The following is a 14,519-nucleotide window of genomic DNA, read 5'->3' on the forward strand; positions in this document are numbered from 1 at the left end:
TCGTGAAGGCGGTCGTACGGTCGGTGCTGGTGTTGTCTCTAAAATTCTTCAGTAGAGTAAATAAAGGAATCAAGGAAGAAAGATATTAAGTTCTTTTTTTCCTTGATTTTCCTTAAATTTTTTAGGAGCGTAGCTCAATTGGCTAGAGTACCGGTCTCCAAAACCGGGGGTTGAGGGTTCGACTCCCTCCGCTCCTGCCATATTATGTAAACAAAAACCATACAGTTTGTTTGCAAATATAATATAAGATGGAGGTGTCTTTAGAGTTTTTTAAAGACGCATAAGAAGTAAGAGATAGAATTTGAATTTTATATGTTAAAAGAAGGCCTATTGAGGTGCTTTCAAAACGCGGAATGACAGATGTTTTTCCTTCGGAATAGAAAGCTTGACTTTTAGGCCTGAAGTTTGGCAAATAAGTAAAGATTTTTTAATAAAGCCTCGTAAAGGATTTTTTGATGCTTAATCCGTTTATCTTTGTCCGTCAGGTGCGACAAGAAATTTCAAAAGTAACATGGCCAACGCGGAACGAAACAGTCATTACAACAATTATGGTTATGATTATGGTATTCGTAATGGCACTTTTTTTCTTAGGGGTTGATCAAGTTTTATCTCGGATTGTTCGTTTTATTTTAAATGTGGAAGGCTAAGAAAGATGTCCCAAGGACAAAGCAGCCCTATGTGGTACATTGTTCAGGCCCATTCTGGATCTGAAAAAAAAGTAGCTCAAGCGATACGGGAACAGGCTCAAAAGAAAGGGTATGGGGAAAGTATTTTAGAAATTCTTGTTCCTACAGAAGAAATTATTGAAATTCGACGCGGTGTCAAAGTTGGAACAGAAAGAAAATTCTTTCCAGGGTATATTCTTGTCAAAATGATTTTGACGGAAGATACGTGGCATTTAATTCAAGGGATCCCGAAAGTAAATGGTTTTTTGGGAGCGCGGGGAAAGCCGTGTCCCATTACAGAAGAAGAAGCTTTGCGTATTATAAAGCAGGTTGAAGAACATGCTGAAAAACCAAAAACTTCTATTATTTTTGAGGTTGGAGAACAGGTTCGTGTGTGTGATGGACCTTTTAGTTCATTCAATGGAATTGTTGAAGAGGTAGATGAAGAGAAATCACGTCTTAAAGTTGCTGTTTCAATTTTTGGACGCTCAACGCCAGTGGATTTAGAATATTCACAAGTTGAAAAAGTAAAATAACAAAAGGTAACTTTTGTTTTTTGCGGGAGATTCAGCCAGAATCGTAAAAGGAAATTCCTTGGAACCGCTAACACCTGTTTAAAGGACATTTATAGAATCCTTTAAATATTTATTTAATAAGAGTGGAGAAGACTTATGGCAAAAAAAGTTGCTGGTTTAATTAAATTGCAAGTTCCTGCAGGCCAAGCAAACCCATCCCCGCCTATTGGGCCGGCTTTGGGTCAGCGTGGCTTGAACATTATGGAGTTTTGTAAAGCGTTTAATGCCCAAACCCAAGGTATTGAAGCTGGGACACCCCTTCCAGTTGTTATTACAGCTTATGCAGATCGTACGTTTAGCTTTATTACAAAAACGCCACCTGTAACATTTTTCTTAAAAAAAGCGGCAAATATTAAAAAAGGGTCAACAACGCCTGGTCGCGGAGACAGTGTTGGAAAAGTAACGATGGCCCAAATTCGTGAAATAGCTGAAAAGAAAATGCCTGACTTAAATGCGAACAATCTTGAGGGCGCCGTTCAAATGATTATTGGGTCAGCGCGTTCAATGAATCTTGAAGTGGTGGAGTAAGAGACATGTCACATATGGGTAAACGATTAAAAAAAGCTTATGAAGGCATAGATCCTATGGCGACATATTCTTTAGAAAAAGCTGTAAATCTTGTAAAATCTAGGGCTACTGCAAAATTTGATGAGACTGTGGATGTTTCTGTTAACCTAAATGTAGATCCTCGCAAGTCTGAACAATCTATTCGTGGTGTTGTCCAACTTCCCCATGGCACAGGAAAAACGTTGCGTGTTCTCGTTTTTGCGCGTGCTGCAAAGGCTGAAGAAGCGCGTGCTGCTGGTGCTGATATTGTGGGAGATGAAGATCTCGTAGAAGAAATTTTAAAAGGTCGCATGGATTTTGATCGGTGTATTGCAACGCCAGATATGATGGTTCTTGTCGGACGTCTTGGAAAGGCTTTAGGTCCTCGCGGCCTTATGCCAAATCCTAAGTTGGGGACGGTAACCATGGACGTTGCGGCCGCTGTTAAAGCCTGTAAGGCAGGACAAGTTGAGTTTCGGGCTGATCGTGGTGGTGTTGTACATGCCGGAATCGGAAAAGTGAGTTTTTCTGAAAAAAATCTTGTGGAAAATACAAGAGCTTTTTTTGATGCTCTTCTAAAGTTAAAACCCCAAGGGATAAAGGGATCTTATGTTCTAAAGTCCTCTTTGAGCTCAACTATGGGAATTGGGGTTAAAATTGATCTTTCAGATGTAAGAAGCTCCTAAATTTTTGTAAAGGCTTTTCTAAAATACGATAAAAGAAAAGCCTTTTAAAATTTGTTTTTAACGAGATGCTTGCAATTTGTGTTTTGTTTCTGTATATAAGCACAATGTTTGAGAAATAAATTTTTTGAAAGACATAAAATAAAGATAACAGAATGGTGTTTCTGTTTTTTTGGTGACTATGGGCTCGTGACATTACTGTCCAAGAGTGTGGGTAGAGAAATCTTTAAGAAAAATGCTTGATGCATTTTAGCCTGCAGGAGACGGAATCGATCTAAAAAGATCATCTGGGACATGAGTAAACCTTGCTCTAGTATGGATTAACAAAGAGACTTTAGGTCTCGCTTGGATTGGCAGCAAGCCGATCAAAGTTAATGGAGATATCCATGGATCGTGCGACGAAAGAACAATTTGTTGGTTCTCTTCGAGATGCGTTGAATCATGCAGGGCTGGTTGTTGTCACACATCAAGCTGGCCTAACAGTTGCGGAAACCCGTGATTTGCGTGATGCCATGCGGCTTGGGGAATCTTTTTATAAGGTAACAAAGAATACCTTAGCGCGATTGGCTGTAAAAGGGACAAAGTTTGAAAGTCTTGAAAGTATGTTTTCAGGACCCATGGCTTTAGCTTTTTCTGCGGACCCAATTGCTGCTGCAAAAATTTCTATTCAATATGCTTCTACAAATGAAAAATTTTCAATTGTCGGAGGGAGTTTGAATGGAGAATTGCTCGATGCAGAAGGCATAAAACAGCTTGCGTTGTTACCTTCTCTTGACGAATTGCGCGGAAAAATAGTTGGAGTTCTTGTAGCTCCTGCAACGCGTGTTGCCACCCTTATGCAAGCGCCAGCTGCTCAGTTGGCACGTGTTTTAAATGCGTATGCAACAAAAGAAGCGGCATAGGTCAGTTAAAGCCGTTTTTGATGTGTTTATTTTTGATATTTATAAAGGAGAATACCCATGGCTCAGTTAGACAAAATTGTTGATGAATTATCTAAACTTACGGTTTTAGAAGCAGCAGAATTAAGCAAGATGCTTGAAGAAAAATGGGGCGTTTCAGCTGCAGCTCCAGTTGCTGTTGCTGCAGCAGGTGCTGCAGCTGCTGCTCCAGAAGCAGAAGCAAAAACAGAATTTGATGTTCTTTTAAAAGATGCAGGTCCTAACAAAATTAATGTGATTAAAGAAGTTAGAACAATTACAGGTCTCGGCTTGAAAGAAGCGAAAGATCTCGTTGAAGCAGCGACACCTGGTGCACCAAAAGTTGTGAAAGATGCATTAAATAAAGATGATGCAGAAAAGATGAAAAAACTTCTTGAAGGCGCTGGCGCAGTCGTCGAAGTTAAATAGTTATTTTGAAGAATAAAAGCAAGAAATCCTTTTTGCTAATATTCAAGGATAAGTTAGAAAGAAAACTTTTTAAGAAAGTATCTTTAGACGTAAAGGTAAGTTTCTTTTAAACGTGTGAACTGTTAAAAAGTGTATTTAAATCTGATGATATATAAAAGTACTTTCTAAGTCATCTAATCAAGAAAAGAGGAGAGGTTTTTTACCTCTCCTTTTGTCGCATGAGTTTTTTGGAAAAGTGAGTTTGATTTTTAAAAGGTTGATTCCTTCCCATAATAATGATGTAAGGACGTCAAAGTTATAAGAAATCTTAGTTTCTTTTTAAAAAATGAAGCCGTTAAGACATTTTATCGAAGGTGTATATCCATGTCACGATCATTTACTGAGCGTAAGCGTTTTCGTAAAAGCTTTGGACAAATTCCTGAAGTTGCTCCTATGCCCAACTTAATTGAGGTGCAAAAGTCGTCTTATGAAAGCTTTTTGCAAATGTATACCCGTCCTGATAAACGTAAAGATATTGGGCTCCAGGCTGTTCTAAAATCTTGTTTTCCAATATCAGATTTTTCAGGGCGCGCTCAATTAGAGTTTGTGAGATATGAATTTGGCGCAATAAAATATGATGTTGAAGAGTGTCGCCAACGTGATATGACCTATTCTGTTCCTCTTAAGGTAACATTACGTCTTGTTGTTTGGGATGTTGACCCAGATTCTGGTATAAAGTCAGTTCGAGATATTAAAGAGCAAGACGTTTATATGGGAGATATTCCTCTCATGACGGACAATGGAACATTTGTTATTAACGGAACAGAGCGCGTCATTGTCTCTCAAATGCACCGTTCTCCTGGTGTCTTTTTTGATCATGATGGTGGAAAAACACATTCTTCTGGAAAATATCTTTTTGCTGCACGTGTTATTCCCTATCGAGGCTCTTGGCTTGATTTTGAATTTGATCCTAGAGATTTGGTCCAAGTTCGTATTGATAGAAGACGAAAGATTCCTGTCAGTACTTTCTTAATGTGCTTAGAAAGTGCAGAAACTGAAAAATTACGTGAACAAGCCAAAAAAGAAGGTCGTGAGTTAACACCTTTTGAAATTACTGGAATGTCAAAAGATGAAATTTTAACCTTTTTTTACGAAACAATTCTTTATACACGCCGCGCAGATGGTTGGGAGCTTTCATTTAATCCTGAGGCTTGGCGAGGAATTAAGTTGGAAAAGCCTCTTATTAACTCTGAAACAGGAGAGGTTGTTTGTGAGGCTGGAACTAAAATAACAGCACGACAAGCTAAAAAATTAAGCGAAGATGGTTTGAAAAAAATTTCTATTGATCTTGACGAAGTTATCGGAAAGTATCTTGCTGTCGATGTCATTAATGAAAAAACTGGAGAAATTTATGCTGAAGCAGGAGAAGAAATCACTCCGGCTCTTTTAAAAGAGTTTGAGAAAGTTAAACTTAAAGAACTTTCAACTTTGGCAATTGACCATGTAAATATAGGACCTTATTTGCGTAATACGCTTGCTGCAGATAAAAATAATTCTCGAGAAGAAGCGCTTCTTGATATTTATCGTATTATGCGCCCAGGAGAGCCTCCAACCCTAGAAGGTGCTGAAATCCTCTTCAAAAACCTATTTTTTGATGAAGACAGATATGACCTTTCACCGGTTGGTCGTGTAAAAATGAATTCTCGTCTTGGCTTTACGACAGAGGATTCAGTCAGGATTCTTCGGAAAGAGGATATTCTTGAAATTTTAAAAGTTTTAATTGATCTAAAAGATGGTCGCGGAGAAATTGATGACATCGACAATCTTGCAAACAGGCGTGTTCGTTCTGTGGGTGAGCTCCTCGAAAATCAGTTCCGGCTTGGACTCGTTCGCATGGAAAGATCGGTAAAAGAGCGGATGAGCTCTGTTGAGATTGATACGGTCATGCCCCATGATCTTATTAATGCAAAGCCGGTTGTAGCCGTTATTCGAGAGTTTTTTGGATCTTCCCAGCTTTCTCAGTTCATGGATCAAACCAATCCTTTATCTGAAATTACACATAAACGACGTCTTTCAGCTTTAGGGCCTGGCGGATTAACGCGTGATCGTGCGAGTTTTGAAGTGCGAGATGTTCACCCAACGCATTATGGGAGAATTTGTCCGATTGAGACACCCGAAGGTCCAAATATTGGGCTTATTAACTCCCTTGCAACATATGCACGCATTAATAAGTATGGGTTTATAGAAACACCTTACCGAAAAGTTGTTGATGGACGTGTAACAGATGAAGTTGTTTATCTTTCTGCTATGGAAGAAGGAAAACATATTATTGCGCAAGCAAATACACCGCTTACAAAAGATTTTCGAATTGCCGATGATTTTGTAACGTGTCGTGAAAAATCTGAATTTGTCACAGCAGCTTCATCTGATATAGATCTAATTGATATTTCTCCAAAACAAATTGTATCCGTTGCGGCTTCCTTAATTCCATTTTTAGAAAACGACGATGCAAGTCGTGCGTTGATGGGATCTAACATGCAACGTCAAGCCGTGCCTTTGATTCGTGTGGAAGCTCCTCTTGTAGGAACAGGGATGGAAGGACCGGTGGCACATGATTCGGGTGCAACCGTCGTTGCTGTACGTGGAGGTGTTGTTGACCAAGCGGATGCAAGCCGTATCGTTGTTCGAGCAACGGAGGAAAAATCAACAGATAGTCCAGGTGTTGATATTTATAATCTTCAAAAATTCCAACGATCTAACCACAGCACGTGTATTAATCAAAAATCTCTTGTAAAAGTTGGAGATGTCATTCGTAAAGGGGATATTCTCGCAGATGGTCCAGCAACGGACTTGGGTGAATTGGCGTTGGGAAGAAATGTCTTAGTGGCCTTTATGCCTTGGCATGGATATAACTTTGAAGACTCCATCATTATCTCTGAACGTATTGTTTCTGAAGATGTCTTTACTTCAATTCATATTGAAGAATTTGAAGTTATGGCACGTGATACAAAACTTGGAAACGAAGAGATCACACGCGACATTCCGAATATCGGAGAAGAAGGCCTTAAAAATCTTGATGAGGCTGGAATTGTCTTTATTGGTGCAGAAGTAAAGCCAGGAGATATTCTTGTCGGAAAAGTAACACCTAAAGGCGAGTCTCCTATGACACCCGAAGAAAAGCTTTTACGGGCTATTTTTGGAGAAAAGGCGACAGATGTGCGGGATACTTCTCTACGTGTCCCTCCGGGAGTTTCTGGGACAATTGTGTCAGTTCGTGTGTTTTCGCGACGTGGAATTGATAAAGATGAACGAGCTATTGTTATTGAACGTCAAGAAATTGACCGCTTAGCAAAAGATCGTGATGCAGAACGCGCGATCCTAGAACGTGGGTTTTATGCACACCTTAAAGACTTTTTGATGGGCCAAAAAATTGTCAGCGGCCCAAAAGGTCTTAAAAAAGGTGCTCTTGTTGATGAAGATCTTTTAGCTTCTTTGACTCAAGGACAATGGCGTCAAATCATTGTTGAAGATGATGATGTTATGTTGAACGTTGAAGCTCTAAAACGGCAAATTGATGAGAGTATTGAAGCTTTGCAAGAGCGCTTTAATGATAAAGTTGAAAAACTTTGTCAAGGGGATGATTTAGCGCCGGGTGTGATGAAAATGGTAAAAGTTTTCATCGCTGTTAAAAGAAAACTTCAACCTGGTGATAAAATGGCTGGCCGCCATGGAAATAAAGGTGTTGTTTCAAAAGTTGTGCCAATTGCTGATATGCCTTATCTTGAAGATGGTCGTCCTGTTGATATTATTTTAAACCCACTGGGTGTGCCTTCACGTATGAATGTTGGACAAGTTTTAGAAACTCATCTTGGATGGGCGGCTGCGGGTCTAGGGCTCCAAATTGGAGAAATGCTGAAGCAATTTGAGTCTCAACAGTCCTTAAAGAAAGAAGAAGCGGAACGTTTACGATCTCATTTAGCAACAATATATACAAAGAAAGAAGATCGGGCTGATCTTGAAGCTCTTTCCAATGAAGGACTTTTAGATCTTGCACGTAATTTAAGACAGGGCGTTCCTATGGCAACACCTGTTTTTGATGGCGCGAGAGAACACGATATTGTGGAATGTCTCAAGCAATCAGGTCTTTCTATTGAAGGGCAATGTATGTTGGTAGATGGCCGCACAGGAGAACTTTTTGATCGGCCTGTGACGGTTGGATATATTTATATGCTGAAATTACATCATTTGGTTGATGATAAAATTCATGCGCGTTCCATTGGACCCTATAGCCTTGTGACGCAACAACCTTTAGGAGGTAAGGCACAGTTTGGAGGCCAGCGTTTTGGTGAAATGGAGGTGTGGGCTTTAGAAGCTTATGGAGCTGCGTATACGCTTCAGGAAATGCTGACTGTTAAATCTGATGACGTCATTGGACGTACAAAAGTTTATGAAGCGATTATTCGTGGTGATGATAATTATGAGGCAGGAGTTCCAGAGTCATTTAACGTTCTTTTAAAAGAGCTTAAATCTTTAGGTCTCGATGTTGAATTTAATCAGGTAAAGTATACGGCTTAAGAGAGATAAGGAGTGACGCATGAGTACTCAACTAATGAATGCCTTTAAAAATGATGGTTCTGTTCCTCAAAATTTTGATGAATTTCGGATTGGAATTGCAAGTCCGGAATTAATTCGGTCTTGGTCATTTGGTGAGGTAAAAAAGCCAGAAACAATAAATTATCGGACATTCAAGCCCGAAAGAGACGGCTTATTTTGTGCGCGTATTTTTGGTCCTGTTAAGGATTATGAATGTTTATGTGGCAAATATAAACGCATGAAATATCGTGGTGTTGTTTGTGAAAAATGCGGTGTAGAAGTTACCTTAACAAAGGTACGTCGGGAACGGATGGGCCATATAGAACTTGCTGCCCCTGTGGCGCATATTTGGTTTTTAAAATCATTGCCCAGCCGCATTGGAATGCTCTTAGATATGACACTCAAAGATATTGAGCGTGTGCTTTATTTTGAAAATTATGTTGTTATAGAGCCTGGTTTAACACCTTTGAAACTACGTCAGCTCTTGACGGAAGATGAGTATATAAAAGCGCAAAATGAATACGGTCAAGACAGCTTTACAGCCAGTATTGGAGCAGAAGCCATCCGGACAATGTTAAAAGCTATAAATCTTGAGGAAACACAAGCTCAACTCCGTGCAGAGCTTCTTCAGAAAAGCTCAGAAGTGCGTCGCAAAAAAATAGTTCGTCAGCTTAAAGTCATTGAGTCTTTCATAGAATCTAAAGCGCGTCCTGAATGGGTCATTTTGGAAGTTCTTCCAATTATTCCTCCTGAATTGCGTCCTCTTGTACCTCTTGATGGCGGTCGTTTTGCCACATCGGATTTAAATGATTTATATCGACGCGTGATCAACCGAAATAACCGTCTTCAAAGACTTGTGGAATTGAAAGCGCCGGATATTATTATTCGTAATGAAAAGCGTATGCTTCAAGAATCTGTTGATGCTCTATTTGATAATAGCAGACGTTTACGTCCAATTACGGGAAGTAATAAACGTCCTTTAAAATCTTTATCAGATAATCTTAAAGGAAAACAAGGCCGTTTCCGTCAAAACCTTCTTGGAAAGCGTGTGGATTATTCTGGTCGGTCTGTCATTGTGGTGGGGCCAGAACTTAAACTTCATCAATGCGGACTTCCTAAGAAGATGGCGCTTGAGCTTTTCAAACCTTTTATATATTCCCGTCTTGAAAAATATGGGCTTGCAACGACAATTAAAGCTGCAAAGCGCATGGTTGAAAAAGAGCGTCCTGAGGTTTGGGACATTCTCGAAGAGGTTATACGTGAGCATCCTGTTCTTTTAAACAGAGCCCCAACACTTCACAGGCTTGGTATACAGGCATTTGAACCTATCCTCATTGAAGGAAAAGCTATACAGCTTCATCCCCTTGTATGTGCGGCTTTTAATGCTGACTTTGACGGAGACCAAATGGCGGTTCATGTTCCTCTTTCGATAGAGTCTCAACTTGAAGCGCGCGTTCTCATGATGTCGACAAATAACATTTTGAGCCCAGCCAATGGCCGTCCGATTATTGTTCCTTCTAAAGATATTGTTTTAGGCCTTTATTACTTGACGCTTGAGCGTGAAGGAGAAAAGGGAGAAGGGATGCTAATTTCTTCATTGGGTGAACTTGAACTTGCTCTTGAGAATAAAGAGCTTTCTCTTCATGCTAAGATTAAAGCACGTCTTGAAGGATATGATTCTGATGGAAAGTTTTCATCACGCATCGTTGATACAACAGCAGGGCGTTACATATTAGCTCAAATATTGCCGCATCATCCTCAAATTTCTTTTGATTATGTCAATCAATTGATGGTGACAAAAAATATCGTTCACTTGTTTGATACGGTTTATCGCCATTGTGGTCAGAAAGAAACAGTTCTCTTTGCTGATCATATGATGGAACTTGGGTTTAAATATGCGACGAAGTCAGGTGTTTCTTTTGGAAAAGATGATATTTTAATTCCTGATGAAAAAGAAAAGCTGATTCGTATTACCCGTGAAAAAGTTGCTGAATATGAGAAACAGTATCAAGACGGTTTAATTACGCATGGCGAAAAATATAACAAAGTTGTTGATGCTTGGGACGAATGTAGCCATAAAATGGCTGAAGCAATGATGCAAGGATTCGCACATACAGAAATCGGAAAACCCGTTAACTCTATTTATATGATGGCGCATTCAGGTGCACGTGGATCTGTTGCGCAGGTAAAACAGCTCGCAGGTATGCGTGGGCTTATGAGTAAACCTTCAGGTGAAATCATTGAAACGCCTATTCTATCCAACTTTAAAGAAGGACTTTCGGTTCTTGAATATTTTAACTCAACCCATGGAACTCGAAAAGGATTGGCTGATACAGCGTTAAGAACCGCAAACTCTGGATACTTAACGCGACGTCTTGTGGATGTTGCTCAAGACTGTATTGTTAATGAGCAAGATTGTGGAACGACGAAAAATATTACATTAAAGCATATTCAAGAAGGCGCTGAGATTGTGGCGTCTATTTCTGAACGTGCTTTGGGTAGAACAGCTGCCAATGATATTATTGATCTTGCGACGGGTCAGCTTATTGTTCCCAAAGGTCACCTTATTAATGAAGTTGAAGCGGAGGCAATTGATAAAGCCGGGATTGATGAGATCGCAATTCGTTCCGTTTTAACATGTGAAGCATCCGACGGGGTTTGTGCAAAGTGTTATGGCCGAGATCTTGCACGCGGAACTGAGGTAAATGCAGGAGAAGCTGTGGGAGTTGTTGCCGCTCAATCAATTGGTGAGCCTGGAACGCAGCTTACCATGCGGACATTCCATATCGGTGGAGCGGCGCAACGCGGGGTTGAACAATCCAGCATAGATGCTTCTTTTGATGCAGAAGTCAAATTTATCAATAAAAATATCGTCAAAACGGCTGAAGGTATTGACATTGTTATGGGCCGCTATTGTGAACTTGTTCTTTATGATAATAATGGGCGCGAGAGAATGCGTCATAAAGTTCCTTATGGTGCGCGTCTTATGGTTGATGAAAATGCTCACGTAAAGAAGGGCCAAAGGCTTGCTGAATGGGATCCTTATACATTGCCCATTATTACAGAAGTAGATGGATATGTTCATTTTGTTGATCTTGTTGAAGGCGTCTCCGTTCGTGAAAACTTAGACGAAGCGACTGGAATTACGAATCGTGTGATTACAGATTGGAGACAGCAGCCACGTGGAAAAAATTTAAAACCACGTATTGTTTTACGTGATAAAGAAGGAAACCCGCTTATTCTTGCAAATGGGATGGAAGCGCGATACTTCTTATCAGTTGATGCGATTTTGAATGTTGAAAATGGGGCTCATGTTAAAATTGGAGATACCTTAGCACGTCTTCCACGTGAATCTTCAAAAACACGTGATATTACGGGAGGTCTCCCACGCGTTTCTGAATTGTTTGAAGCAAGGCGTCCAAAAGACAGTGCGGTTTTGAGTGAGATTGATGGACGCGTTGAGTTTGGGAAAGACTATAAATCTAAGCAACGTATTATGGTTGTTCCTGAAGATCCAGACGCAGCGCCTGTTGAATACCTCATCCCTAAAGGCCATCATATTACGGTCCAAGAAGGTGAATTTGTTCGGAAGGGTGATCCTCTTGTTGATGGTGCTAAAGCGCCCCATGATATTTTGCGTATTTTGGGACTTGAAGCTCTTGCAACATTCTTGATTAATGAGATTCAGTATGTTTATCGTCTTCAAGGCGTGAAAATAAATGATAAGCATATTGAAGTCATTGTACGTCAAATGATGCAAAAAGTTGAAATTACGGATCCTGGCGAAACAACATTTTTAATGGGTGAACAAATTGATAGAGTTGACTTTGTTGAAGAAAATAAGAAGATTGAAGCACAAGGTTTAGTTCCTGCACGTGCTGTTCCTATTCTTCAAGGTATTACGAAGGCTTCCCTCCAAACACGTTCCTTTGTTTCTGCTGCGTCTTTCCAAGAAACAACACGGGTTCTTACAGAAGCGGCTGTTTCTGGTAAAGTGGATCGTCTTTCTGGTCTTAAAGAGAACGTTATTGTTGGGCGCCTTATTCCAACAGGGACAGGAAGTGGGATTAATCGCTTAAAACGCGTTGCTATTGACCGGGATAAGGCTCTCATTCAAGAAAACAATGAGAGAAATAACCGCAAACGCGAGAAGAAAATGACTGCAACAACACCTAAAGCAGATCCATTTCAAGTGATTTCGGCTGATTAAAATAAAGAAAAATTTAAAAAGAGAGATAAGAAATTATTCTTATCTCTCTTTTTTTATTGAATTTCTAAAAAGAGTTCTTATCTATAATATAGAAAGTAGTTTTTTAAGATTTTGATGAAAAAAATTAAATATTTTATAATAAATAATTTTTTAGAAATACTTAGATTTATTAAAAAATATTTTAACATTAGTACATCATTGAAATGAATGGATTAGATATTATGAGAAAAAAAATCTTATTTGTAACGCGTCTATTAATGGGAGTCTCTTTTGGGTCTTTATTAATGTCTCCTATATGCGCAATGGATGAGCAAGAGAAGAGGCCTGCTGCCGCTGCTGTCCCTGCCAAATTGAATCAAGAACAAGACAAATTTATGCGCGATGTTCACGCACTGGTTCGTTTGGGAATAAGACTGCCTCTTCATGATTTCGTTGGGCCTTTTCAAGCCTTAAGCAATGAGCCAACAGAAGATGCTTTTAAGGAGTGGCTTGATATGTGCTGGGGTGAGCAAATAAATGAAGGATATACCAAAATAAATAAAGCGGTTGATTCAGATTTTTCTGAGATACAGAAATATTATAAAGCCAATCAAGCAAGGATAGGAGCGTCTATTGATGGTGAAGCTTATCTCAATTCTTTAAAAGCGAAGCTTCAAGAAACTTTAAGTGGTTTTTTAACAAAGGTAGATGATTTTTTAAAAGTTCCCTCACAGGCAAAAACCAAGAATCTTGCTTTGGAAGCTGAAAATCTGAAAGCTCCCCTTGAAGCAGTGATGGGACAATTTCATATTTCTGATCATACCAAGACCTTAAATGCTTATTTGTATGGAGTGAAGGAAATGACTGCGGAAGAGAAAGCTGCTCAACAGTTTAAAGCTCTTCAACTGGAAGCAGCGCAAAAAGAAGCTGAACGTCTCAAAGAGCTTGAAAGACTTTTAGCTCCACATAGACAAGCTTTAGCCCCTTTAACAGCGCGCATTGAAGCTCTTGTCGCTCCTGTTGCAGGGGGAAGAGATAGAGATGGTTATTCCGTTGCAAACGAAGGGATTATGCGCGTTGGAAATGAAGGCGGGCTTGCTCTTTTAGAGCAATTAAGACGCCTTTTGCCTCCTTTAGTTGCATTGCAAAAGATTGCTTATATAGAACCGCGCGAAGGCGCAGCTCTTGGATTTTCTAAAGAGCATGCCGTTGCTTTTTATAAAACGCTTGTTTTAGGAAATCATATAAATATCTCCGGGATGATTGTCGAGTCCTTTACAGAAATGATGACGTCACCAGCTTATGATAACGCAGCCCTTTTAAGATTGTGTCGTGATAAGTCTGAAGGAACCTTTGAAGGTATTTACGCACGGTATATGAATTCTAAAACGCCACAAAATCAACATGATTTGGCAGAAGCCATTCTTAAGTTGGGCGTTGTAGACGGTCATAGCACACGTCTTCTCCATCCTTTAGCTCTCGTAAAGTCTCTTTGGGATCAAAATCCAGATCTAAGACCTGCCTTGTTAGAATTTCTTCCGCAGTACTTCACGTTCATGGCAGATCAAGTCGGAAAATGTGCGGCTGGTGCGACGGGAAGAACAATTTTAATGACCAGGCTTCTTGCAGAAGCTCTTACAAAAACGCCCCTTAAATAAGTTAAGAAATTTTTTCAACTCTTAAGGCTCCATTAAATGGAGCCTTAATTTTTTGAAGATGAACAGAATTTGTTTTAAGTTGACATCCTGAAAGGACTCATTATAGCCTAAAAGAAGAATGATAAATAAAAGAACCAACTCATAAAAAGGAAAGAGAAAAGAAAAATGAAAAACATTCTAAAAATGGTGTCTTTGACCTTAACATTAAGTGTCATGACAGGAGCTGTCCAGATAGAGTCCCGTCAAGAGGTGTAAAATTAGATTGAGTCATTGGCAGACTCCGAT

The 14,519-nt window shown here is 39.7% G+C and carries 9 protein-coding genes and 1 tRNA gene; all 10 read left to right on the top strand.

What is annotated here, in order from left to right; translation table 11 throughout:
- Nucleotides 1–123: 123 nt before the first annotated feature.
- The 10 genes from JSS34_06805 (at nt 124) to JSS34_06850 (ending at nt 14,234) form a co-directional block, all read left to right on the top strand.
- Nucleotides 124–200: transfer RNA gene (locus JSS34_06805), tRNA-Trp, on the top strand.
- A gap of 255 nt (nt 201–455) precedes the next feature.
- Nucleotides 456–647: a preprotein translocase subunit SecE gene (gene secE, locus JSS34_06810; GenBank protein ID MBS0186030.1), complete on the top strand. Its 192-nt coding sequence runs from the start codon at nt 456–458 to the stop codon at nt 645–647.
- 5 nt (nt 648–652) lie between these two features.
- The gene (nusG, locus tag JSS34_06815; GenBank protein MBS0186031.1) at nt 653–1,201 is read left to right on the top strand and encodes a transcription termination/antitermination protein NusG; all 549 of its coding nucleotides are present in this window, start codon (nt 653–655) and stop codon (nt 1,199–1,201) included.
- 135 nt (nt 1,202–1,336) lie between these two features.
- Nucleotides 1,337–1,768, top strand: coding sequence for a 50S ribosomal protein L11 (gene rplK / locus JSS34_06820; GenBank protein ID MBS0186032.1), 432 nt, complete (start codon nt 1,337–1,339; stop codon nt 1,766–1,768).
- A 5-nt stretch (nt 1,769–1,773) separates the two neighbouring features.
- Nucleotides 1,774–2,472 carry a 50S ribosomal protein L1 gene (gene rplA, locus JSS34_06825; GenBank protein MBS0186033.1) on the top strand — a complete coding sequence of 233 codons (699 nt, stop codon included), beginning with the start codon at nt 1,774–1,776 and terminating at the stop codon, nt 2,470–2,472.
- Nucleotides 2,473–2,855: 383 nt separating this feature from the next.
- Nucleotides 2,856–3,371, top strand: coding sequence for a 50S ribosomal protein L10 (rplJ, locus tag JSS34_06830; GenBank protein ID MBS0186034.1), 516 nt, complete (start codon nt 2,856–2,858; stop codon nt 3,369–3,371).
- Nucleotides 3,372–3,428: 57 nt separating this feature from the next.
- Nucleotides 3,429–3,815: a 50S ribosomal protein L7/L12 gene (gene rplL, locus JSS34_06835; GenBank protein MBS0186035.1), complete on the top strand. Its 387-nt coding sequence runs from the start codon at nt 3,429–3,431 to the stop codon at nt 3,813–3,815.
- A gap of 363 nt (nt 3,816–4,178) precedes the next feature.
- Complete coding sequence (rpoB, locus tag JSS34_06840; GenBank protein ID MBS0186036.1) at nt 4,179–8,369, top strand: DNA-directed RNA polymerase subunit beta; 4,191 nt, start codon at nt 4,179–4,181, stop codon at nt 8,367–8,369.
- A gap of 19 nt (nt 8,370–8,388) precedes the next feature.
- Entirely contained in the window at nt 8,389–12,597 is a 4,209-nt protein-coding gene (gene rpoC, locus JSS34_06845) for a DNA-directed RNA polymerase subunit beta' (GenBank protein MBS0186037.1), read from the top strand.
- Nucleotides 12,598–12,818: 221 nt separating this feature from the next.
- A complete protein-coding gene (locus JSS34_06850; protein ID MBS0186038.1) occupies nt 12,819–14,234 on the top strand; it encodes a hypothetical protein in 1,416 nt (471 codons plus the stop codon).
- Nucleotides 14,235–14,519: the final 285 nt, after the last annotated feature.

The organism is Pseudomonadota bacterium, from assembly GCA_018242545.1.
GTDB lineage: Bacteria > Pseudomonadota > Alphaproteobacteria > 16-39-46 > 16-39-46 > 16-39-46.